At 68.6% G+C, this 20,623-nt stretch carries 21 protein-coding genes and 2 pseudogenes; 7 read left to right on the top strand and 16 right to left on the bottom strand.

All coding sequences use genetic code 11. The features are described from left to right. Window positions 1-39: 39 nt before the first annotated feature. Window positions 40-444 carry an ATP-binding protein gene (locus ACZ4Z4_RS33835; protein ID WP_468336097.1) on the bottom strand — a complete coding sequence of 135 codons (405 nt, stop codon included), beginning with the start codon at window positions 442-444 and terminating at the stop codon, window positions 40-42. Between the two features lie 832 nt (window positions 445-1,276). On the opposite strand from ACZ4Z4_RS33835, the gene ACZ4Z4_RS33830 reads away from it, so the two are divergent. Next, the gene (locus tag ACZ4Z4_RS33830) at window positions 1,277-1,666 is read left to right on the top strand and encodes an ANTAR domain-containing protein (RefSeq protein WP_468336094.1); all 390 of its coding nucleotides are present in this window, start codon (window positions 1,277-1,279) and stop codon (window positions 1,664-1,666) included. On the opposite strand, the gene ACZ4Z4_RS33825 is transcribed toward ACZ4Z4_RS33830, so the two are convergent. From ACZ4Z4_RS33825 to ACZ4Z4_RS33785, 9 genes and pseudogenes are all read right to left on the bottom strand, one after another. Then, window positions 1,618-2,445, bottom strand: a complete 828-nt coding sequence (locus tag ACZ4Z4_RS33825) for a helix-turn-helix transcriptional regulator (RefSeq protein ID WP_468336264.1) — start codon at window positions 2,443-2,445, stop codon at window positions 1,618-1,620. The two genes, ACZ4Z4_RS33830 and ACZ4Z4_RS33825, sit on opposite strands and share 49 nt — an antisense overlap. 214 nt (window positions 2,446-2,659) lie before the next feature. Next, window positions 2,660-3,164: pseudogene (locus ACZ4Z4_RS33820) on the bottom strand (glutamate-cysteine ligase family protein). A 247-nt stretch (window positions 3,165-3,411) separates the two neighbouring features. After that, window positions 3,412-4,089 carry a hemerythrin domain-containing protein gene (locus ACZ4Z4_RS33815; protein ID WP_468336091.1) on the bottom strand — a complete coding sequence of 226 codons (678 nt, stop codon included), beginning with the start codon at window positions 4,087-4,089 and terminating at the stop codon, window positions 3,412-3,414. A 97-nt stretch (window positions 4,090-4,186) separates the two neighbouring features. Beyond that, complete coding sequence (locus tag ACZ4Z4_RS33810) at window positions 4,187-5,362, bottom strand: zinc-dependent alcohol dehydrogenase (RefSeq protein ID WP_468336088.1); 1,176 nt, start codon at window positions 5,360-5,362, stop codon at window positions 4,187-4,189. Next, window positions 5,359-5,826, bottom strand: a complete 468-nt coding sequence (locus ACZ4Z4_RS33805; RefSeq protein ID WP_468336085.1) for a hypothetical protein — start codon at window positions 5,824-5,826, stop codon at window positions 5,359-5,361. The genes ACZ4Z4_RS33810 and ACZ4Z4_RS33805 overlap by 4 nt, the downstream gene beginning before the upstream one ends. Window positions 5,827-5,831: 5 nt before the next feature. Next, on the bottom strand, window positions 5,832-6,290 hold the full coding sequence (locus ACZ4Z4_RS33800; protein WP_468336083.1) for a DUF4383 domain-containing protein: 459 nt from the start codon (window positions 6,288-6,290) through the stop codon (window positions 5,832-5,834). Between the two features lie 609 nt (window positions 6,291-6,899). Then, a complete protein-coding gene (locus tag ACZ4Z4_RS33795; RefSeq protein WP_468336080.1) occupies window positions 6,900-7,412 on the bottom strand; it encodes a DUF6069 family protein in 513 nt (170 codons plus the stop codon). A 9-nt stretch (window positions 7,413-7,421) separates the two neighbouring features. Continuing rightward, the gene (locus tag ACZ4Z4_RS33790) at window positions 7,422-7,595 is read right to left on the bottom strand and encodes a hypothetical protein (protein ID WP_468336077.1); all 174 of its coding nucleotides are present in this window, start codon (window positions 7,593-7,595) and stop codon (window positions 7,422-7,424) included. A 51-nt stretch (window positions 7,596-7,646) separates the two neighbouring features. Further along, the gene (locus tag ACZ4Z4_RS33785) at window positions 7,647-8,045 is read right to left on the bottom strand and encodes a DUF2267 domain-containing protein (protein ID WP_468336075.1); all 399 of its coding nucleotides are present in this window, start codon (window positions 8,043-8,045) and stop codon (window positions 7,647-7,649) included. 358 nt (window positions 8,046-8,403) lie between these two features. On the opposite strand from ACZ4Z4_RS33785, the gene ACZ4Z4_RS33780 reads away from it, so the two are divergent. From ACZ4Z4_RS33780 to ACZ4Z4_RS33770, 3 genes are all read left to right on the top strand, one after another. Beyond that, a complete protein-coding gene (locus ACZ4Z4_RS33780) occupies window positions 8,404-9,612 on the top strand; it encodes a PP2C family protein-serine/threonine phosphatase (RefSeq protein WP_468336072.1) in 1,209 nt (402 codons plus the stop codon). A gap of 159 nt (window positions 9,613-9,771) precedes the next feature. Next, window positions 9,772-10,188: an Hsp20/alpha crystallin family protein gene (locus tag ACZ4Z4_RS33775; protein WP_468336261.1), complete on the top strand. Its 417-nt coding sequence runs from the start codon at window positions 9,772-9,774 to the stop codon at window positions 10,186-10,188. 351 nt (window positions 10,189-10,539) lie between these two features. Beyond that, complete coding sequence (locus ACZ4Z4_RS33770; protein ID WP_468336069.1) at window positions 10,540-10,767, top strand: DUF5133 domain-containing protein; 228 nt, start codon at window positions 10,540-10,542, stop codon at window positions 10,765-10,767. Between the two features lie 103 nt (window positions 10,768-10,870). On the opposite strand, the gene ACZ4Z4_RS33765 is transcribed toward ACZ4Z4_RS33770, so the two are convergent. Both ACZ4Z4_RS33765 and ACZ4Z4_RS33760 read right to left on the bottom strand, forming a co-directional pair. Next, entirely contained in the window at window positions 10,871-11,035 is a 165-nt protein-coding gene (locus ACZ4Z4_RS33765) for a hypothetical protein (RefSeq protein WP_468336066.1), read from the bottom strand. Between the two features lie 76 nt (window positions 11,036-11,111). Next, window positions 11,112-11,516, bottom strand: a complete 405-nt coding sequence (locus tag ACZ4Z4_RS33760) for a hypothetical protein (protein WP_468336063.1) — start codon at window positions 11,514-11,516, stop codon at window positions 11,112-11,114. 348 nt (window positions 11,517-11,864) lie between these two features. Between ACZ4Z4_RS33760 and ACZ4Z4_RS33755 the strand changes: the two are divergent. The 3 genes and pseudogenes from ACZ4Z4_RS33755 to ACZ4Z4_RS33745 all read left to right on the top strand — a co-directional run. Continuing rightward, window positions 11,865-12,677 (top strand): annotated as a pseudogene (locus ACZ4Z4_RS33755) (DUF5655 domain-containing protein); the annotation flags it as partial. 982 nt (window positions 12,678-13,659) lie between these two features. Then, window positions 13,660-13,851: a helix-turn-helix transcriptional regulator gene (locus tag ACZ4Z4_RS33750; RefSeq protein WP_468336060.1), complete on the top strand. Its 192-nt coding sequence runs from the start codon at window positions 13,660-13,662 to the stop codon at window positions 13,849-13,851. Window positions 13,852-14,959: 1,108 nt separating this feature from the next. After that, on the top strand, window positions 14,960-15,235 hold the full coding sequence (locus ACZ4Z4_RS33745) for a hypothetical protein (protein ID WP_468336057.1): 276 nt from the start codon (window positions 14,960-14,962) through the stop codon (window positions 15,233-15,235). A 161-nt stretch (window positions 15,236-15,396) separates the two neighbouring features. On the opposite strand, the gene exaC is transcribed toward ACZ4Z4_RS33745, so the two are convergent. The 4 genes from exaC to ACZ4Z4_RS33725 form a co-directional block, all read right to left on the bottom strand. Next, entirely contained in the window at window positions 15,397-16,920 is a 1,524-nt protein-coding gene (exaC, locus tag ACZ4Z4_RS33740; protein ID WP_468336054.1) for an acetaldehyde dehydrogenase ExaC, read from the bottom strand. 161 nt (window positions 16,921-17,081) lie between these two features. After that, entirely contained in the window at window positions 17,082-18,362 is a 1,281-nt protein-coding gene (locus ACZ4Z4_RS33735) for a winged helix-turn-helix domain-containing protein (protein ID WP_468336051.1), read from the bottom strand. 74 nt (window positions 18,363-18,436) lie between these two features. After that, window positions 18,437-19,036, bottom strand: coding sequence for an N-acetylmuramoyl-L-alanine amidase (locus ACZ4Z4_RS33730; protein ID WP_468336048.1), 600 nt, complete (start codon window positions 19,034-19,036; stop codon window positions 18,437-18,439). 145 nt (window positions 19,037-19,181) lie between these two features. Next, window positions 19,182-20,288: an acetamidase/formamidase family protein gene (locus tag ACZ4Z4_RS33725; protein ID WP_468336045.1), complete on the bottom strand. Its 1,107-nt coding sequence runs from the start codon at window positions 20,286-20,288 to the stop codon at window positions 19,182-19,184. Window positions 20,289-20,623: the final 335 nt, after the last annotated feature.

Below are 20,623 nucleotides of genomic sequence, written 5' to 3'. Positions count from 1 at the left end.
AGGGCGTGAACCACGGGTGGTCGGCCGCGTCGCCGACGGTCAGGAAGGGAGCCTCAGCTCAGCCACGACCTGTTTGCCCCCGTCGACCGGGACGGCGTACACCCGTTCGGACAGGCGAGTGACCACATGCACACCGTGCCCCCCTGGACGGCCCGGATCCGGTGCGAGCGGTTCGGGCGGGCGGGGAGAGCCGTCGCGGACGGTGACGCGCAGCAGGTTGGAGGGCACGACCTCCAGGAGGAGTTCGCCGGGGCCGGGGGCGTGGCGCAGTGCGTTGGTGACCAGTTCGCTCACCACGAGCTGGGCGTCCTGGCTGATGAGGTGGTGCGGGGGATGCCCCGCGCGGACGAGCAGTGAGTGCACGGCATGTCGGGCGTCGGCGATGGAGGTGCCTTTCGCGCCCCAGGCGAGGTGGTGGCACAACGGCTGCACGAGCGTACTCATCCGTCGCCTGCTTCCTAAGCGGGATGATCATGGCTTTCCTATGGGCTGTGGATTTCGCTTGTTGCTTGTTCCTGTACTGCGTCTTCCACCTACCCAGCATGGCCGTTGTCATGAAACACCCCTGTGGTGGTCCTGTGACGGCCCGGGCTCCGCGAACGCGGGGACCCGACGAGGCGAAGCGCGCCTGTGCCCGCTCGCGTTCCGGCTGCCGGGCACGCCCCCGGTCACCATCCCGCGCCGCGTGAGCATCTGGGCAGCAGCGCGACCGAGGCACACGGACGGGGCTCATCGCAGACGAGGTACAGCAAGGGGAGGTGGCAAGCGGTGGAGCGGTCCGACCGCAATCAACCTGCGCCGACATGACCGAGTGGCTGCGAGGACGGCGGCCCCTGCAACGAGCTGGAGTGCGTAACCGGGTTCGCGGCCGACGCGGGGTCCGCTCCTGGCCGTCGCCGCCCGTCCCAGTGCGTACCCACACGGCGGGAGCCCGCAACCGCTACGCCGCCGCCCCGGGAGCCTTCGACGAGTCCGACGGTACATGCCGGCGTCGTTCGCCCGCGCGGGCCGGACACGATATCGCCCCGGCGCAACGGTTCGCCGACGCGCCGACTTCACCCGCGACGCACAAGCGGCGTCGGCCACTGCACCGCTAAGTGGCCTTCGGCCTGATGCGCCGGTTGTCCCAGCAGACACGTCCGTGACGCACGTGCGTCGTTTCGTTTTCCGGACCAAGGCGGAGCGATTTCTTCGTTCCATGGCCTACGCTCGCCGTCACTCCGGGGCAGCGTGAACGAGAGAACACCACGTCACCTGAACCGAAAAGATGACCTTGATGTCGGAGCACGAGAACCACAGCGGCGAGGTCGCCGCACTCCACGAGGAGATCGCCCAGCTGCGACGTGCCGTTGTTTCGCACGCCGTCGTGGACCAGGCGATCGGCGTCGTCATCACCTACGGCGGTCTGCGCCCCGAGGACGGGTGGGACGCCATCAAGGAGGTCTCGCAACGTACGAACATCAAGGTGCGGGAGGTGGCGGAACACCTGGTGCGGTGGCCGGCCGAAGGATCGCTGCCGCCGCGGATCCGCCGCGGCCTCGATGGCGTACTCGAGCTCAGGCGACCACCGCTGCCGGGTGCCGGTGGGCTGCTGTCGACGTGCTCGCTTCCCGCGGTTCAGCCGCGCAAGGTGCGCGAGGGGCTGGTGCCGAAGGTGTCGCGGTAGAGCGCGGCGAAGCGGCCGGGGTGGTGGAAGCCCCAGCGGGCGGCGATGTGTTCCACGGTGACGCCTTCGGCCAGGTCGGCGGCCCGGAGTTCACGGTGTGCGTGGGTGAGGCGAGCGCGGCGCAGGTAGGCAAGGGGTGTGGTGTCGAGGTGCCGCCGGAACGCGTATTGCAGGGCACGGACGGTGACATGGGCCGCGGCGGCGATGTCGGCGACGGTGATGGGCTGGTCGGCGTGGTCGTCGATGTAGGCGACGGCCCGCCGCAGAGTGGCGGAATGGGAGTCGGCACGGTCTTGCGCCCTGGGGTCGGTGCGTGCCGAGTTCGGGAAGGCGGCCAGGACACTGGCGGCCAGGAGTTGGGCGCCGACCGAAACGATCAGCGGTTCCCGCGCGACGTCCGGGTCGGCGAGCACATGATCACGAAGGTGGATGATGGTGCGCTTCAGGTGGCGGGCCGCGGCGGGGGAGTGCGGGCGGTGCCCGGTCAGCCGTACCGACCCGCCCTCCGGCTCGTCGCCCGATGCGGCGACCTGGCCGAGCAGCTCGGGGTCGAGCATGGTGATGTTGTATCGGGCCGCGCACACCTCTCCGGCATAAGGCAGGTCCGGTGGAGCGATCATCATCAGGTCACCGGGACCGAACGAATCACGGACACCGTCGAAGACGTGGTTCCGGATGGTGCCCTCGTGAATGATGCACAGGCAGATCTTGCCGAGGGGTGTCGCCGCGTAGCTCATGTCGAAGTTGAGATCGAGTTCGTCCACGCTCACCGAGGGCATGGTGTCCCGGCGGATGTGTGCTCTGCTCGCCTGCGGCGTGCTGCTGCCGATACGCATCCGCGCGTAAGCACGGCTGAGAAAGTCCTCCGTAACGTCCAGGTCGTCGCTGTCGAACACCAGCGCTCCCACTACGTCACCCCCTGCGCCGATCGCCGAGCCGTTGGTTCCAGCCGTCCCAAGAATGCTGACCGACGACCCGTTCTCCTCGGCGACGCTACCTTCTGCCTCCCACCGAGCCAAGCCGCACAGCTTCGTCGATGCGCAGCTGGACGTCCGGGCACCGGACCTCGATGGTCGGGTGGCGGCGGGAGGGGCGTGCCTGCCAGTAGAGCTGGCCGACGTCCTGGATCATGCCGGAAGACAGCAGTTTGTCCACGCGGTCCTTGTAGTCCGTCAGGTCCGCGAAGCGCTGCGGCGGGCCGTTGAGGGGCCGGCGTCCGAAGACAACCGTGCGCCAGCTGGCGAACCCGGTGTCCTGACCATCCCACAGGGGCGAGTTCGCCGACATGACGCTGCGCACGGGAAGCCACAGCCAGCTGCGGGGCTTGGGCGCGGATGGCGCGGTAGCGGGCCTCGTCGGTGACGGGCACTGGGGCGGCGGCCCGGCGGGGGGCTGTCGCGCAGGCAGCGAGATGGCATCCGGCGGACTTGGCGGCGGCCGCGAGTGCCAGGCGCAGCCGCAGCAGATGTCCGCCGACCTCCTTCAGCTCCGTGCACACCGGAGTGGCTGCCTCGGCCTGGGCGTTGCAGGAGTTCGGAGTGCAGTCCCGCTGCTCCGCGGACACCCCAGTTCCGCGCGGCACGTACTTCCTCCGCGCGCGGCACCGGCAGCCCCGTCGCCCGGTCGAGCAGCAGGTACTCCTCTTCGACACCGACGGTGAACACGTGGCGCGGACCTTTCGTGCCTTCGGGCCAGCCTGCCGAAGAGTGCGGGAGGGACAGTGGGATGCCGAGGGAACAAGCGGTTCAGTGGCGCTTGCGCGAGATGACGGCGACCGCCGCGGCGGCGAGGAGAACGCCGGTCAGCCCGGCGAGCACCCTCTTGGCCGAGGCCGCGGAGGTGCTCATGCCTGTCGCGTCCCGTATCCGGTCGTAGCAGCTCAGCGGCACGCCCAGGAGGGCGTTGCCGGGCGGTCGCCGGGGGACGGCGGGGTGCGGGTGCGTCGGGGCGCTCCTGCGCAGTGCCTCCCACGCCGCGCCGAGCCGGCGCAGTCCGGCCGCGTCCACGGCGTCCTGGAGTCGGGGCAGGACCTGGTCCTCCTCGTCCCTGATGTCCTGGCGGATCAGAGCGAAGACCTGCCCGACCATGTCCGCTCGCTCCGGGTCGCCGGGGCGGAGGCGTTCGATGTCGACGGTGAGGTCGTTGATCTGCTGATGTTCCTCCTCGACCCGGGCAGTGAGCTGTTCACCGCCCGCCACGTGACGTCGTACGGCGGGCCACAGCACGGTTTCCTCGGCGAAGGCGTGGCTGAAGACGAGCTGGACGAGGTCCTTCAGGACCCGTTCCCGCTCCTCACCCTCCTCCAGGGCCGCGTAGTGGTCCATCAGCCGGTCCATCTCGGCATGGTCCCGGCGCTGGCGTGCCAGAACACTGTCCGGGCCGCCCAGCTCCTCGACGGTCTGGTTCTCGATGGTCTTGGACATGTGCGCTTCTCCTCGCCTACCGGCGCCCGGGCCGGTATCGGCGTCGCGGTCCGACGGCGGCCCGGCGTGCGCCGGGCCGCCACCGTGATTCGGCCGCTCAGCCGTCCGGACGGATGACCGCGCGGACGCAGCCGTCGGTCTTGTGCTTGAACATGTCGTACGCGTGCGGGGCCCGGTCCAGCCCGACGGTGTGGGTCGCCAGGTGGGACGTGCTCAGCTCGCCCTTGGCCAGCCGGTCGAGCAGCATCGGGATGTAGCGCTGCCCGTGCTGCTGGGCACCCCGCACGGTCAGCCCCTTGTTGATCACCGCACCCAGCGGGAATTTGTCCACCGCGCCGGCGAACACCCCCAGGATGAAGACCGTGCCGCCCTTGCGGCAGGCGTGGATGGCCTGCCGGACGGCGGTGGGGCGGTCGGTCTGCAGGCGCAGCTGCTGCTTGACCTGGTCGTAGAGGTGCACGGGGCTGTCGCTGTGCGCCTCCATGCCGACCGCTTCGATGCATACGTCCGGGCCCCGGCCACCGGTGCGTTCGCGCAGTTCCGCCCCGACATCGGTGCTCGTGTAGTCGATGACCTCGCTGCCGATGTGCTGTTCGGTCATCGCGAGGCGCTCGGGGATCCGGTCGATGGAGATGACGCGTTCCGCGCCGAGCAGCATCGCGGCGCGGGCCGCCATCTGCCCGACGGCCCCGCAGCCCCACACGGCGACGACGTCGCCGGGTTTCACGCCCGCCAGGTCCGCGCCCATCCACCCGGTCGGCACCGAGTCGGAGACGAACAGCGCGCTCGTGTCGTCGACGCCCTCCGGGACGGTGAAGGCGCCGTGGTCCGCGAAGGGCACGCGGACGTACTCGGCATGGCTGCCGCGCAGCCCGCCCATGGCGTGCGAGTAGCCGAAGATGCCGCCGGTGTCGTCGCCGAAGAGGGCCTGCCCGATGCCCGGGTTGGTGTTGGTGTTGTCGCACAGGGACCACAGGTCGTGGGTGCAGTACCAGCAGCGGCCGCAGCCGACGAACGAGCAGACCACCACCCGGTCCCCGACCGCGTGCCGGCGTACGGCGGAGCCGACTTCGACGACCTCGCCGACGAACTCGTGCCCGATGACGTCCCCGGACCGCATGAAGGGGATGTAGCCGCCGATGAGGTGCAGGTCGGAGCCGCAGGTGGTGCCCGCGACGAGCCGTACGATCACGTCCTGGTCGTTGCGCAGGACCGGATCGGGCACCTGCTCCACGCTCAGCTTGTTGACGCCTTCCCAGGTCAGGGCCTTCACAGCACTCCCTCCCCGCTCGCGCGCCGGCTCAGCAGCCCGATCAGCTTTCCGCCGGGTGTCTCACGGGTGGTGGGCGGCGCGTCGGGTCGCATGACCTCTCCCGTCTCCAGCAGCGCCTTCGCCTCGCGCAGGGCCCGGCGCAGATCCTGCCGCGGGTCGGAGCCGGCGAGGCGGGCCGGTACGGAGCGGGTGACGTCCGGCTGCGGTTCCGTCGAACGTACGGCCAGTTCGGTGCCGCGATCGCCGGGAGCGGGACGGACCCGCACCTCGATCCGGTCGCCGTACTCCTGCAGGGGTGAGGGCAGTTTGTCGGGCTGGACGTCGGCCGGTTCACGGTTGACCGTCACCGTCAGCCAGCGGTTTCCGGCGGCCGATTCCTGCCTGCGCGGCTTCAGACCCCGCGCGACGGCGGCCCCGGTGGCGAGGCCCGCGGCGGCCGTCCACAACCAGGCACGGAAAGCCATCCGGGTCACCTCCCCGCGCCGGCCCCGGCGGGCCGACGGGTCAGCAGGGCGCCCAGCGCGATCATTCCGATGCCGAGGGCGAAGTGCAGCCAGTCGTCCGCTGTGTTCAGCGGCACGAAGTTGGCACTGCTGTGGTGCCCGATGAGCAGCCCGTACAGCCACAGCACCAGATAGACGGCGCCTCCGGCCAGCAGGTACGTCCGTGCGGTGGCGGCGCTGCGGGCCATGGCGAGCCCGGCGACGCCGAAGGCCAGGTGGACGAGATTGTGCAGGACGGAGATCTGGAAGATCCCCAGCAGCTCGGCGCCGGATCCATGAGACGCGAACTTCATGGCGTCGTAGTCCGTGGTGACGCCAGGGATGAACCCCAGTACCCCGACCAGCAGGAATACCAGCCCGACCAACCCCGCTGCCTGCTGCACAGGCGTACGGGCACCTCTCGTCCCACGTGTACGTGTGCTCATGGGAGCCGCCTTCTTCTTCAGGGCGCGTCCTGTACACGCCGTGGCGCTGCCGGGTACCCGCATCCCCGTCCCACTATCTCCGACACCGGACACTCATGCAGCGCGCAGAGACGGCACGGGGCTTCGCAGGGGATCGCCGAAGTAGCCGAGGAGGAACGTGCACGCCCCCGAACCGCGTGCGCTTCGGCGGCCCCGTCGGCCACCCGTTCAGAGGTCGCTTGACCCACGGCGCCGGCCCCGCGCCACATACTGGCGTATCAGGGACGCGCGACCGTAGGGGTCCCGCACGGTGAGCGTCGGGCGCGCGTACGGGCCGCACCGATGCCGTAGGTCGAGCACCAGTGCCGGTTCGCCTGCCACCAGCGCGACGAAGTCCTGGCCCGACGCGTGGCGGAACTCCCCCGCGCACCAGCGGGCCGGGCGGGCGCGGCCACGCGGGCCCGGTCGCCCCCTCAAAACCCGCCACCAGGACGGTTCGACTCGTACACCCATCACACAGTCCACCGGTACGCGCACTGTCCTGCGCCGGGCGGCCAAGGCCAGACGCCAGGGGAGGCGGGCCACGAGGTGGTCGTCCTGGACCCATGCCAGAACGGTCACTGATCTCCCTCACCAACGACCGTCGCGCGTAAGTACGACCTTGTCCATGGTGGCCGCCAGCAACCCCGTGATGGTCGCGCCGAGGGTGAGGAAGACGGTGGCGCTGGCGATCTTGGCGGCGGTGCCCAGGCCGGTGGTGAAGGGCAGCAGCGTCATGGCGACTGTCACCAGCCCGGCGATCCAGGTGAAGAAGACGCGTGGTTGTGCGGTCGTCGCGAGCAGCAGGTGGAGCAGGCCGGTGGCGACGAGGGCCGCGGCGACGGCCATGGCGGCGAGGTGGCCGGTGGTGGCGTCGCCCCAGACGCCGGCCCGGCGCGGGGCGAACACCGGCACGTGCAGCACGCCACGGATGAAAAGGGTCACGACCACCGCGGCGAGCGCGGCGACGACGGCCGTGGCGGCGCCGGTCGCCCAGAGACGCCCCGCCGCGATCCCCGGCGACGGGCGGGTGTCCGGCTGTGGGTACCGGTGGTCGCCGGGGCCGTAAGCCCGGTGGTCACCGTACGGAGAAGGGCTTGCCACAGGATCACCTCACTTGAGCGGCGGACGGCCACGCTCGCGCCCTTGTCGGCGAGTACCCCACGGGCACCGGGTGAGGAGGGCGAGGGTGCCCAGCTTGACCGCCTCCTCGATGAGGCCGACGCCGACGAAAAGCCATGCCGAGGGACGCAGCAGATACGGCTCCAGGAGAGACGCCGCCAGCACGCCGAGGACACCGCCGGCCAGGAAGGTGCTGAAGATGGGGGACCATTACCCTCAGGTCGCCGCCGCGGGCCGGCCGAACAACAGGTCGTATCCGGGTGGGAGTTGGAGCAGGAGCCGGTTGAGGAGATCTTCCTGGGCGACGTCGGCGACGACACTCAGCACGGCGCTGACGTCCCACGTCGCGGTCTTCTCGGTCGCGCCCTCGATCCAGGCGGCGGTCGCCCGCACGAACCTGTCGGGTGACAGTGGCTCGTACGCCTGGAGAGGGTTGAGCAGCACCAGCGCGCACGTCTCCGGAAGCCGGTCGGCGAGCTGCGCCCGGACTTCCCCGACCAGATGGGCGCCGAGCAGAGCCAGTACGACACGCGTCGCCCGCTCCGCCTCGTCCCGCGAAGAGTACTTACCGCGCTCCTGCACGGCTGCCAGGAACGCGTCCCAGCGCATGCGCATCTGTCCCTCCTGGATGGTTTTCTTCCCGCAAGTACCGGGAGAGCGGACAACACCCACGCCTATGGCATAAAAGCTGAGTTTCTTAATGTCAAGGTGGTCCTCGGGACACCCGAAGGCCCACCGGGGCCAGGCCGGGAGTCGGCAGTACCCAGACCGGCCGCCCACCCCCTCGCGCGTAGCCTCCCGTAGCCGCCCGAACACCGTCGGGATACACGCCGTGGGGGCGGGCAGGCGGCACCCCAGGTACGGCAGTGGACCGACTGGCTTCTGCCGGAGCGACGGGATGGGGCGGGTCATGACGGATCGGGACCGGGGTACGCGGCGGATGTTTGCCGGGCTGCTGGCCGACAGTCACCTGATGTCTTTCGAGGCGCTGCCGACGCGTGTCGCCGGGCGCGCCGCGGAGGCCGGTCTGAGCGAAGTGCTGATCTACCTCGGTGACCTGCAGCGCGATGTGCTGCGCTTGATGACCGGGCGAGGGCTCGTCGCGGCACAGGAGCCTGACGGCCACGATACGGAGATGGCCGTCGAGGGCACCGTGGCCGGCCGCGCGTACCAGTACGGGCAGGTTCTTCCCGCATGCGCCAGCCGGGGCGAGGGGCCGTACCGCTGGTGGGTGCCATTGCTGGACGGCACCGAGCGGCTCGGGGTCCTGCACCTGGCCGCGGCCGCAGACGACGACCAGGCCCGCGAGGACATGCTGTCCTTGGCCTCCCTGGTCGCCATGCTCGTGGTCGGCGGCCGTGACACCAGCGATTCCTACGCCCGGCTCTGCCGTGTCCAGCCGATGAACGTGGCCGCGGAGATGCAGTGGCAGCTGATGCCACCGCGTGCGTACGCGGACAGCCGGGTGGTCATCGGCGCGGTGATGGAACCGGCCTACCAGGTCAGCGGGGACGCCTTCGACTACGCCACCGCGGACGACGTGGTCCACCTGTCGGTCTTCGATGCCATGGGGCACGACACCGCCGCCGGCCTGACCGCGAACCTCGCCCTGGGCGCCTGCCGGAACAACCGCCGCCAGGGAGCCGGCCTGACCGATCTCGGCGCCGCCATCGAAGGAGTCCTGACCGAACAGTTCGCGACCAGCCGCTACGTCACCGGCATCCTGGCCGACCTCAACACATCCACCGGCATTCTGACGTGGGTCAATCACGGCCATCACCCACCCGTCGTGATCCGCGGCGGACGCTGGAGCACCCAGCTCCGCTGCGAACCCACGCACCCCCTTGGCACGTCCCTGGGCCTGCCCGTCAGGCTCTGCCGCGAGCAACTCGAACCCGGCGACCGCGTCGTCTTCTACACCGACGGCATCACCGAGGCCCGCACCGCGGCGGGCCAGGAATTCGGACTCGCCCGCTTCGTCGACTTCCTCATCCGCCACCACGCCGACGGCTTGCCCGTCCCCGAGACCCTGCGCCGCCTAATGCGCTCACTCCTGGCGCACCACAACCGCCACCTACAGGACGACGCCACCATCCTGTTCCGCGAGTGGCTGGGACCCGCCACCGATGCCACCGGCCCTGCGGCTCTTGTGGGTGTCCCACTGCCGCCCACCGTCACATGACCAGTATGAACTCCGTGTATCGTGCCGCCCTCTTAGCTTTCCTTCTAGTAATCGCACCAGCTTCCCTGAGTCGCCCCTTGTCAAGCTTTGCCCCACTGCGCTATATGAATGGTGTCGGAGCTGAAGCCACGCGACGGAAGCGATGAGGAGGCGATGACGATGCTGATGCGTACGGAACCCTTCCGTGAACTGGACCGGTGGGCGCAGCGGGTGTTCAACGGCGCCGCCGCCCCCGCCACCGTCCCCATGGACGCCTGGCGTGAGAACGGCTCATTCTGGGTGCACTTCGACCTGCCCGGTGTGGAGCCGGACTCCATCGACCTGAACGTCGAGCGGGACGTGCTCACCGTCCGAGCGGAGCGGAAGCCCGCGACCGAGGAAGGCCGGCAAGTCCTCATCAGCGAACGGCCCACGGGTACGTTCACGAGGCAGATCTTCCTCGGCGAGACCCTCGATGTGGAGCGCATCGAGGCGTCGTACGACGCCGGCGTGCTGAGCCTGCGCATCCCGGTCGTCGAGCAGGCCAAGCCCCGCAAGATCGAGATCAGCGGCGGCCGTAAGGAACTGCAGTCCTGACCCGCCTGCCCGGTGCGGGCTGCGCCCCAGGAGGCACACGCCCGCACCCACTCGTCGTCGGTACGGACACATGACCACTGTGAAGGGAGAACGGTTTGTCCGCACTGTCCTGGTTGCTCATACCGCTCATGGCCGCTCTCGGCGCAAGCCTGTGGGCCTGGTTCACCTCACGCCCACACCCGACTGACGTATGGACCGACGTGGAGCGCCACGACCGACTGCGCGCCGAGTTCGCACGCATGGTGGCGGACAGGGTTCCGGCCGCTCCGCCTGGGATTGAGGGGGAGGCCGGACCCACGGCACACGCCCAGGTACCACGCGTGTGAGCGGCGACGACAAGGAGACCCCTCGATGCTCATGGCACACCCGGCCATACTGAAGAACCTCATCGAACAGTACGAAACGCTGCGCGTCCTGCAGGCCGAGAACGGCGGCGAGGAAGCACGCCAGCGCCTGGAGGACGTCAGCTACACGCTGTGTGTGGCCACCGGCACGCGCGACGTCGACTCCGCTCTCGCCGCCGCACGCCGTCGGCTGCACGGGACGTGCCCCGCCGACGACCGCCTCCTCACCGCCTGAAGGCCCACTCGGGCCCCGGCGGTGAACTGTCGTGAAGCGCAGCCTCCCGTCCGCGGAGGGGCGTGCCCACGAAACGGTGACGTCTTAGCGCCGTTTACGCCCTTTATTCCTCTCCGGCGGCCCCGTGGCTTTCCTCTTCCGTGGCTTCGCCTTCTGCCTGCGAGGGGGTGGTGCGGGGCGCCTCGTGGGCGTCGGACGTCGACCGCTCGTCCGAAGCGGTGTCCGGTCCTCGTTCACCCTCGGCCTGTGACGGTGTCTGCTCGCTCATGCTTGACCTCCATACGGATGGTTCGAACATACGGATGTTTTCGAATCGGCGGCGGTCCCCGGCAGGTAAGCGCTGTTCACCGGCGCCTGGCCGCCTTGCCGCTCGCGCTCCTGCCCCGCATGGTCCCGAGCCATGCCGTGATCCAGCCGGCCTCCATCGCGGCGTCCAACAGGTACGTAGGGCGGATCCGCCCCTTGGGCACGTAGATGAGATCGATGGCCAGCAAGGTCAAGGCCGTCCCCAGGCCCACACGGCGGGCGTGTGCGACGCCTTGCGGCTCCGCGGCCGCCGCGAGCTGGGCGATGCCCACGGAGACCAGCAGTCCGCCGGTCGTCCTTTGCAGCCACACGTCCGCCTTCGGCCCGAAAACTGTCTCGAAGCTGCCCCTATGCACCAACGGCCAGAGCCCACCCACGACATTGAACAAGCCGTGGGAGACGGCAAGCGCATGCGCGGACTCGCCGCACCGCACCTTTTCCATGCAACCTCCTCGTCCGGCCGCCCAGGTACCCCGTCCTGGTCGCTGCATCCAGATCGGGCGCCGTCGGTGAAGCCCCCGCTCGTCCGGGCGGGTACAGCCGCCGACACCACTGCACTACGCGCACCGGCTGCCCCACTGGTGCGAGCTCCCTTACTGACTACATGCCCCTAATCTCGTGTATGACCACGCAAAAAGGGCAGAAAGGATTAAACAGATCCTGGTCGCTGCCCAGGGGGGCGGCGGGCAGCGGAGGTACCAGCCCGCTCCAAGGTGGGCTCAAGGCCGTCAGGCGTGGGCATTGCCGTACTCCGGCTCGCCACTGTCGAGGACGCCGAGCAATGACGCGGTGACGAGGAGTGTGCTGTCGAGGCGCACATGGGGAGGATACTGGGCGTCACCTTCCTGGCGAGCGAGTACGTCATCGATTGTGTCGATGGCGGGCGGATCGACTCGCTGGGTCTCGACGAGAACGGCGCACCCGCGCTCGTCGAGTACAAGCGCGGCACCGACGCAGGCGTGATCAACCAGGGCCTCTACTACATGGCCTGGCTGACGAACCACAAGGATGCCTTCCGGAACCTGGTCCGCGACCGGCTCGGGGCGACAGCCGCGTCCCAGATCCTGTGGAGCACACCCCGGCTGATCTGCGTGGCCGGCGACTTCACCCGCTACGACGCACACGCCGTACGCGAGCACCGGCGCTCGATCGACCTGGTCCACTACCGGTACTTCGGCAGTGACCCCTTCGGCCTGGAGACCGTAGCGTCTGTCACGGGGCACTCGGCTCCGGTGAAGCGGGTACGCCGACGTGCGGCCGGGGTGCCGCCGGTCCGGAAGCAGGGCGGTGCGATGGCCGAGCTGGCCGAGGCGGTCGACGAGGTTTTGGTCGGTCTCGGGGACGGCGTCACCCGGGTACAGCGCAAGCAGTACCGCGCCTACCGACGGCTGCGGAACTTCGCCAGCGTCTGCCCGCCCCAGCAGACCAAGCTCCTCGTCCACCTCAAGGCCGACCCGAAGGAGGTCGACCTCGTTCCCGGCTTCACCCGGGACGTGACGGGGCTCGGCCACCACGGCACGGGCGACTTGGAACTGCAGCTGCGTACGGAGCGCGACCTGGAACGCGCTGAAGACCTTCTCCGCCTCAGCCAAGCCCCGGCATAGGGGTATCCCGCTACGGCATCGGCTCAAGTGGAGTCTGGAGTTGTGGACTGTCGTCGTGAAGCTGCCTTCCCACGTGACGGGCAGGGAATGGCGGTGGACCACTAATGGTGCGGCGGGTCCCCGGTTTCGCTGACCGGGGATCCTGTGCTAGGTGCCGAGGGGGCTCCGGGGGTGCCGATCGTCCGCGGGAGCGGGGCACGGCACGGCATTCCGCTAGCCGCCCAGGCTGAGGCCCCGAGTAGACGGTTGTGTCGGGCGTACACGGTGTGGGCTTGCGTGCTGCGATGCGGCTTTTCACTGCTGTGCCACTGGTCGGGAGCTTTGGTGTGGCACATGAGGGTGCAGGATGTTCGCGATTGACGTTTTCATTCTCGAAGGTGAGGGTGAGTGCGTTGGGGAGGAGACGGAAGAATTCGGTGCCCTTTCCGCGACGCTGGGTCTATGCGTCTGCGCGGCCGGACTGTCCGGCGAGAACCTGGTGCAATGGGGCTATCGTCGTGATCGAGCGGCCCTCGCGCACATCGAGGTGCACCCCGGAGCCGCAACTCGAACGTCGCCCAATCCCTTGGCTCCTCCGAGCGTGTGGTGGCCCGTCGCCTCAGCCGACTCACCGAAGACGGGCTTCTGTTGCTGGTCACGGATGGAGCGACCCTTGCTCTCCGGTCCTATCATCAGGCTTCCTGAAGCGGGCGACACAAGCGCCAAGGGTGCTTCGCTTCGTGCTGGGCGATACATATCAGATGATCCCCGGTTAGCTAAACCGGGGATTCTCCAGAGCAGATGGTGTTCGCGCGCGGCTGTGCTTGGCGGTGGAGCCCGTGCGGACGCAGTTGGCAGCGCCGCACGCATTCGTGAGGAGGCCGTAGCGCGGATGTCGCCACCTGCTGGTACGTCAATGACCGCGCTTTCATGCCACGGCTATGACTCCCCGCTACGCAATTTCTTCCTCCGGACCGCTCGCCCGAGTGCCGTGAGGAAGGTAATGCTGCGTCGATCTTCGATGCCTCTCCGCCTCTTCCCGTTCCGGATGAGTCCGTCAGCGTTCTACCGAATGCGCGCTCGCGGGCAAGCACCCCACATGATCAAGTTGCCCAATGGTGAACTCCGGTGCCGTCGCGCAGACCTGGACGCCTGGTGGGAAGCGTGCGAGAGAGGTTCTGACACTTGGCGATGAGCTACAACGTCCGCTTCTGGGACATACGCGAGCGCCCTGGCCGGCGCAGCCGCTTCCAGGTGCGGTGGACGGTCAATGGGCGCGAGAATTCAGAATCGTTCAGCACTGTCGGGCTCGCCGAGAGCAGGCATGCGAAGCTCATGACGGCGGCGCGTGATGGTGAGCCGTTCGACGAGCACGCAGGCTTGCCGGCGTCCGAGCTGCGGGCTATCAAGCAGCGGACGACGTGGTACGACCTTGCCCACGAATACCTCGACCAGCGGTGGGACCGCACGCCGGGAAACACCCGCCGCACCCTGGCCGACGCATTCGCCACGATCACGCCTGCTCTGGTGCACCCGGGCGCAAGTTATCCGGAGCCGCGGGTGCTGCGGCGTGTTTGTACTCGTGGGCATTCAACAAGAACGCGTGGGCCCAGGAGTCGACCGAGGAGTGGCGGAAGGCATCGGACTGGATTAGGCGGAACTCCCTGCCGGTCAGCGCTCTTGCGGAAGCCGATGTACTGCGGCGGGCATTGGACGCTCTGTGCCGCAAGCTGGACGGCAAGGCGGCTGCGGCCAAGACAGCGCGGCACAAGAGGGCTGCGTTCAACGAAGTTCTCAATACGGCTGTGGAGAAAGGTTACTTTACGGAGAACCCACTCAAGGGGCTCCGGGGAGCGCTCCGGCGGTCAGCGAGGAGGTGGACCCTGCTGCCGTCCCCAATCCGGCTCAGGTCGCCCGCCTGCTCACGGCGGTCGCCGAGTTGCGTGGGCGCGGTCCTCACCTTGAGGCGTTCTTCGGCTGCATGCACTACGCGGCCATGCGTCCGGCGGAGGTCATTCACCTTCGGCGCGAGCAGTGCCATCTGTCCGAGACCGGGTGGGGGATGCTCAACCTGTCGGGCGGCATTGTCACAGCGGGATAGGAGGAGTGGACGGATGACGGAGCGGTGCACGAGGTGCACTCGCTCAAGCGCCGTGCGGCTACGGCAACCGGCCGGTGCCCATCCCTCCGCAGTTCGTGCGCATGCTCCTCGCACACATCGAACGGTTCGGTGTGGCGCCGGACGGTCGGCTGTTCCGGAACCAGGCCGGCAACTACGTGGACGCAGCCGCGTACGGCACGACGTGGGCACGGGCACGGAAGTATGTCCTGACCCGCACGGACTCCCCTCCGGCCTGGCCAAGCGGCCCTACGACCTCCGGCACGCCGGGATCTCGCTCTGGCTGCACTCCGGTGTGGACCCGGCCGAATGCGCTCGCCGCGCGGGTCAGAGCATCGAGGTCCTCTTCCATCACTACGCCAAGTTCCTGGACGGCGTCCGTGAGCAGGCCAACCGTCTCATCGAGCAGTCGATGAAGGAGTGGGATCGCGTAAACCAGGGCGCTGTGCCTGAGCGGTGAGCCGGGGTTTGGTCCGCCACTGGTCCGGAACAGCTGGTCAGAAGGGGGATAACGGTGGGAGAAACTGGGAGTTACAACACAAACCGGGCTCTGTGCTGAGCGGGCCACATGGAAGGCGCCTGACGGGCAAAAGCCCAGGTCAGGCGCCCTTTTTTGTACCCCTAGAAGAAGCCGAGCTTCTTCGCCGAGTACGACACCAGAAGGTTCTTCGTCTGCTGGTAGTGCTCCAACATCATCTTGTGGGTCTCACGGCCGATCCCGGACTGCTTGTAGCCGCCGAACGCCGCGTGCGCCGGGTATGCGTGGTAGCAGTTCGTCCAGACACGGCCCGCCTGGATCGCGCGACCCGCTCGGTACGCCGTGTTGATGTCACGCGTCCACACACCCGCCCCCAAGCCGTAGAGCGTGTCGTTCGCAATCTTGATGGCGTCGTCGAAGTCGTTGAACGAAGCGACCGAGACAACCGGCCCGAAGATCTCCTCCTGGAAGATCCGCATGCGATTGTTGCCTTCGAAGATCGTCGGCTGGACGTAGTACCCCCCGGCCAACTCACCTTCGTACTCCACGCGCTGGCCACCCGTCAGAACCTTGGCGCCCTCCTGCTGGCCGATGTCCAGGTAGGAGAGGATCTTCTCCAGCTGGTCATTGGAAGCCTGCGCCCCGATCATGGTGTCGGTGTCGAGGGGGTGACCGGCCTTGATCTGCTCGGTGCGCGCGATCGCCGCATCCAGGAACTCGCTGTAGTGACCGCGCTGCACCAACGCCCGCGACGGACAGGTGCACACCTCACCCTGATTGAGCGCGAACATCGTGAAGCCTTCGAGCGCCTTGTCCCTGAAGTCGTCATTGGCCGCCCACACATCGTCGAAGAAGATGTTCGGCGACTTGCCGCCCAGCTCCAACGTGACCGGCTTGATGTTCTCGGAGGCGTACTGCATGATCAGCCGCCCCGTGGTGGTCTCCCCGGTGAACGCGACCTTGGCGACGCGCGGACTGGACGCCAGCGGCTTGCCCGCCTCGGCCCCGAATCCGTTGACGATGTTGACGACCCCCGGCGGCAGCAGATCGACGACCAGGCTCATCCAGTAGTGGATGGAGACCGGGGTCTGTTCGGCGGGTTTCAGGACGACGGCGTTTCCGGCGGCGAGCGCCGGCGCCAGCTTCCACGTGGCCATGAGGATCGGGAAGTTCCACGGAATGATCTGCGCGACGACACCGAGCGGCTCGTGAAAGTGGTACGCGATGGTGTCCTCGTCGACCTCGCTCAGCGACCCCTCCTGCGCTCGGATGACTCCCGCGAAGTACCTGAAGTGGTCGATGGCGAGCGGAATGTCGGCGGCCAGCGTCTCGCGGACCGGTTTGCCGTTCTCCCAGCTCTCGGCCACCGCAAGCTGCTCGAGGTTGGCCTCCATCCGGTCGGCGACCTTCAACAGCACGTCCGCGCGGGCAGTGACAGACGTGCGCCCCCACGCAGGCGCCGCCGCATGCGCCGCGTCCAGCGCTCGCTCGACATCCTCCGCGGTGCCCCGGGCGATCTCGGTGAAGGGCTTGCCGTTGACCGGGCTCGGGTTCTCGAAGTACTCGCCACGGGCCGGCGCCACGTACTCGCCGCCGATGAAGTGGTCGTAGCGCGACTCGTAGGAGACGATCGCGCCCTCGGTGCCGGGCGCTGCGTAACGGGTCATCTTGGCTGGCCTCCCGTGGCAGGCTGCCCGCCGTTGGGCAGCTCTCGCCCGGAGGGTAGAACCACGGACGTTGCATCGACGTTGCGAACCTTTCGTCGTACGTTCCCCACGCTGGTGTGGAGCCTTGGGTGTGGGTCCTGGGGCTTGGGGTGTGGGGCCTGCTAATGGGTGGCCCACACGTGCCCGCCTCCCGGTGACGTCAACTCAGCGTCGAGCTCCTTCAAGCGCGCCAGAATCGGTGCCGTCGGACGCAGCGCGGCCAGCGCCCGCCACACCGTCATGTCGTCCTCACCCCACGGCGCGTGCACCCAGTCCGCGAGCAGATCGGGATCGTTGCGGTCGACGAGCGCCGCCCGCAACTGGTCGGCGAGCCTGCGGCGGAGCCGGACGAGAGCGGGGGCCTGCGACTGCGGCAGCAACGGCCCGGCGTACGCCGCCGCGGCCGCCGTCACCGCCCCCGCACCCAGACGACGCTCGACCGTGTCGACATCACACTCGACAGGCACCGCCAGCCGGTACGGCCGCGACCGCAGCAACTCGCCCCCGAGCACCCGTCGCAACCGAGCCATCTCCGCCCGCAACGTCACCTGCGGCACCGACTCGTCCTCGTACAACGCATACAACAACTCGTCCCCCGTCAGCCCCTCCGGATGCCGGGCCAACAGCACGATGATCTCGCTGTGCCGCCGGCTCAGCCGCACCTTGCGCCCACCCGTGAGCAGCAGCGCCTCGTCACGGCCCAGAGCGGCCAGTTCCACCCGTTCACCCGCTCCGGTCGGCGGAGCCAGCAGCGCCAGGTGCGACTCGGCGGCCCGCGCGACCGCCTGGACGAAGGCGAGACTGTGCGGGTGCGCGAGCCCGTCACCGCCGGTGATGTCGACCGCGCCGATCAGGCGTCCCGTTCGCGGATCGTGCACGGGAGCCGCCGCGCACGTCCACGGCTGTACGCGCCGCATGAAGTGCTCGGTGGCGAAGACCTGCACCGGCCGGTCCACGGCGACCGCCGTCCCCGGCGCGTTCGTGCCCATGGCCGACTCCGCCCACCGCGCGCCCGGCACGAAGTTCATCCGCCCCGCCCGCTGCCGTGTCACCGCGTGGCCCTCGACCCACAGCAACCTGCCCTGCGCGTCGCACACGGCGAGAAGATGCTCCCCGTCCGCCGCGAAACTGCCCATCAACTCGCGGAACAGCGGCATCACTCTCGCCAACGGATGCTCCGCCCGGTATGCCCCGAGGTCGCCGTCGGTCAGTTCCACCGCGGCGCCGCTGGCCTCCGGACTCACCCGCGCCCTGGCCGACCTCCGCCACGACTCGGCCACCACCGAACGCACCGGACGGGAGATCGCCCCCACGTCAGTGAACCTATCGTGGGCCCGACGCACCACCCGCACCCGCTCGACGGGGTCAGTGCCCGGTTCCAGGGCCACCCATGGATCGGTCAACTCGGCCTCCCGGGACGGCGATGCGGTGCTGCCATCGTCGCCCCGGAAGCGGAAGCCGACAAGGACGCGCCGACTCAGGCGAAGTTGACCAGACGGAGATAGCGCGACCAGTCCCAATGCGGTCCGGGATCCGTGTGGTCCGAACCGGGCACCTCGTGGTGAGCGATGATGTGCTCCCGGTCCTTGGGGATGCCGTACTTCGCACAGATGGCGGCGGTCAGTGCCGCGGACCGCTCGTACATCGCGTTGGTGAAGTACTCGGGTTTGTCGACCCACCCTTCGTGTTCGATACCGATGCTGCGTGTGTTGTAGGTCCAGTTCCCCGCGTGCCAGCCGATGTTGCGCTCGCGGACGCACTGGGCGATGTGGCCGTCCTTGGACCGCACCACGTAGTGGGCCGAGACCTTCTTCGCGGGGTTCTGGAAGATGGCGAGTGTGTCCGCGTACGTCTCCTGTGTGACGTGGATGACCACATAGTCGATGGGATAGCTGCTGGGGCGGCTGGATGCCGTGTAGTTGGAGGTGCTGGACGGCACCCACTCGGCCAGGGGGTAGTCGACCGCTTGTGCTCCGGCTGTCGCGCGGGTGGCGGGCAGGAGCGCGGCGGGTACGGCAGCGGCCATCGCGCCCTGCAGCAGTCGACGCCTGCTCGGGGAGCGTCTCACTCGGTCCATGACGGGGGCCTGCCTCTCGGTGGGGGAACGGCTTGACTGGCGCTGTACTTGGGGAGCTCAAGGCGGTGGTGAGCTCAACTGCGGCTGAGAGGCGCAGCGCCGGTCTCCGGCCGGGAGCGGCCGCCCTGTCGAAAGGCGCTGGTTCTCAGAAGGGACGGTGTTCAGGCCCGCGTGATCGTGGGGTGGACAGCGGGCGTGAAGTGGGCAGTGGGCTTGAGGTGGACAGTGGGCGTGATGCGGACAGTGGGAGTGCGGTGGATATCTGGCGCAGTCGCGCGTGCAGGCCGCGGTGCGTCTCGCGTGCGGGCAGCCACTCCTTGCGGATCTTGGCCACGCATGTGTAGTTCGTGTCGCAGACGTTGGCCAGCGGGGATTCGACGGTCTGCGTCGCGAACTGGTAGGCGTCCAGTTCGCTGAATCCGTAATCGCGGACCAGCCACCGCACCAGGTCGAGCTGGGATATTCGGAACGCGTCCTCCAGCGGTCGCGCCGACCCGGTCGAGATGATGTGCGTATCCGACTCAAGCCGCGGCCAAGGCGTACTCACTCCCTTGAGGAGATCTACGATCACCACGGTGTTCATGGCACATTCGACGGCCACGCCGCACGTCTCGCCCTCTCCCTGCCGGGCGTGTCCGTCACCGAGGCTCAGCAGCGCACCGTCGACGTTCACCCCCAAATAGCAGGTGACCCCGGCGCGCATCTCGGGCGTGTCCATGTTGCCGCCGTGCGCGTCGGGCACGAGCGCCGAGCGCACTTCCAGATTCGCCGGCGCGACACCGACCGTGCCATGCATGGGATCCATGGGCAGCTCTATCTGGAAATCACTGTCCCGCGCGCTGAACTGCGCAGTTCGTCGCGACCGATCGAGCTGCCAAATCCAGACTGCCTCGGGCAGCGGCGCCTGGAGCGAAGCGGTGGAGTGGGTGGACGTGAGGGCACCGAACAGAGGGACCGTCGTGGAGGCCGCCCAGTCGCGGGCCGGCTCGATCGACACGAAGTGGACGGCCACGGTGTCGCCGGGCTCCGCACCCTCCACGTGGAAGGGGCCGGTCTGGGGGTTCAGGAACGGGAACTCGCAGACTTCGGAGACCAGGTCCTTTTCCGAGCGCACCTTGCCGGCGAAGCAGTCCTCGGTGAACAGGTCGAGGACAGTGCCCGGAGTGATGCGCGCAAGGGGCGGGGCGCCGCCGAACGTCCAGGCGTACTGATGCGCTTCGGGTCGGACGGTCAGGATCTCGGGGTCATTCATCGCTGTGCCGCTCCACTCCGGCCGGTGGGCCGTCGATCCGGCCGGGTGGGCCGTTCCGCTTGCTCGGGTCGCTCTGGGTGCGTTGGTGGCTGTCGTAGCTGCGTTGTCTGTCGTAACTGCTCTGGAGCCATGGCATCGGTGCTCCGCGTGAATTACGTTACGGCGCTCGGTGGTTGGGGTGGAAGGGCGTTGCTTGAATCTGTGCATAGCGGCGTGATTGTGGATATCTCGGCCACCCGATCGTGGGAATCCAGGGGAGTGGTGCTGCAAACCGGACCCCGTCTACGCCGCTCACGGCGCTGCGCCCCTCATGGCTCTGCCCGTACGGCCCCGAG

Source organism: Streptomyces sp. NPDC030245 (assembly GCF_055572995.1).
Note: the sequence above shows the minus strand (reverse complement) of the source record. Positions and strands in the feature narration are given on the sequence as shown.

Excerpts from the sequence above, each read along its gene's own strand:
- ACZ4Z4_RS33835 (WP_468336097.1), bottom strand. The coding sequence starts at position 444 with ATGAGTACGCTCGTGCAGCCGTTGTGCCACCACCTCGCCTGGGGCGCG.
- ACZ4Z4_RS33830 (WP_468336094.1), top strand. The coding sequence starts at position 1,277 with ATGTCGGAGCACGAGAACCACAGCGGCGAGGTCGCCGCACTCCACGAG.
- ACZ4Z4_RS33825 (WP_468336264.1), bottom strand. The coding sequence starts at position 2,445 with ATGCCCTCGGTGAGCGTGGACGAACTCGATCTCAACTTCGACATGAGC.
- ACZ4Z4_RS33815 (WP_468336091.1), bottom strand. The coding sequence starts at position 4,089 with ATGTCCAAGACCATCGAGAACCAGACCGTCGAGGAGCTGGGCGGCCCG.
- ACZ4Z4_RS33805 (WP_468336085.1), bottom strand. The coding sequence starts at position 5,826 with ATGGCTTTCCGTGCCTGGTTGTGGACGGCCGCCGCGGGCCTCGCCACC.
- ACZ4Z4_RS33800 (WP_468336083.1), bottom strand. The coding sequence starts at position 6,290 with ATGAGCACACGTACACGTGGGACGAGAGGTGCCCGTACGCCTGTGCAG.
- ACZ4Z4_RS33785 (WP_468336075.1), bottom strand. The coding sequence starts at position 8,045 with ATGCGCATGCGCTGGGACGCGTTCCTGGCAGCCGTGCAGGAGCGCGGT.
- ACZ4Z4_RS33780 (WP_468336072.1), top strand. The coding sequence starts at position 8,404 with ATGTCTTTCGAGGCGCTGCCGACGCGTGTCGCCGGGCGCGCCGCGGAG.
- ACZ4Z4_RS33775 (WP_468336261.1), top strand. The coding sequence starts at position 9,772 with ATGCTGATGCGTACGGAACCCTTCCGTGAACTGGACCGGTGGGCGCAG.
- ACZ4Z4_RS33770 (WP_468336069.1), top strand. The coding sequence starts at position 10,540 with ATGCTCATGGCACACCCGGCCATACTGAAGAACCTCATCGAACAGTAC.
- ACZ4Z4_RS33765 (WP_468336066.1), bottom strand. The coding sequence starts at position 11,035 with ATGAGCGAGCAGACACCGTCACAGGCCGAGGGTGAACGAGGACCGGAC.
- ACZ4Z4_RS33760 (WP_468336063.1), bottom strand. The coding sequence starts at position 11,516 with ATGGAAAAGGTGCGGTGCGGCGAGTCCGCGCATGCGCTTGCCGTCTCC.
- ACZ4Z4_RS33750 (WP_468336060.1), top strand. The coding sequence starts at position 13,660 with ATGCTGCGTCGATCTTCGATGCCTCTCCGCCTCTTCCCGTTCCGGATG.
- exaC (WP_468336054.1), bottom strand. The coding sequence starts at position 16,920 with ATGACCCGTTACGCAGCGCCCGGCACCGAGGGCGCGATCGTCTCCTAC.
- ACZ4Z4_RS33730 (WP_468336048.1), bottom strand. The coding sequence starts at position 19,036 with ATGGACCGAGTGAGACGCTCCCCGAGCAGGCGTCGACTGCTGCAGGGC.
- ACZ4Z4_RS33725 (WP_468336045.1), bottom strand. The coding sequence starts at position 20,288 with ATGAATGACCCCGAGATCCTGACCGTCCGACCCGAAGCGCATCAGTAC.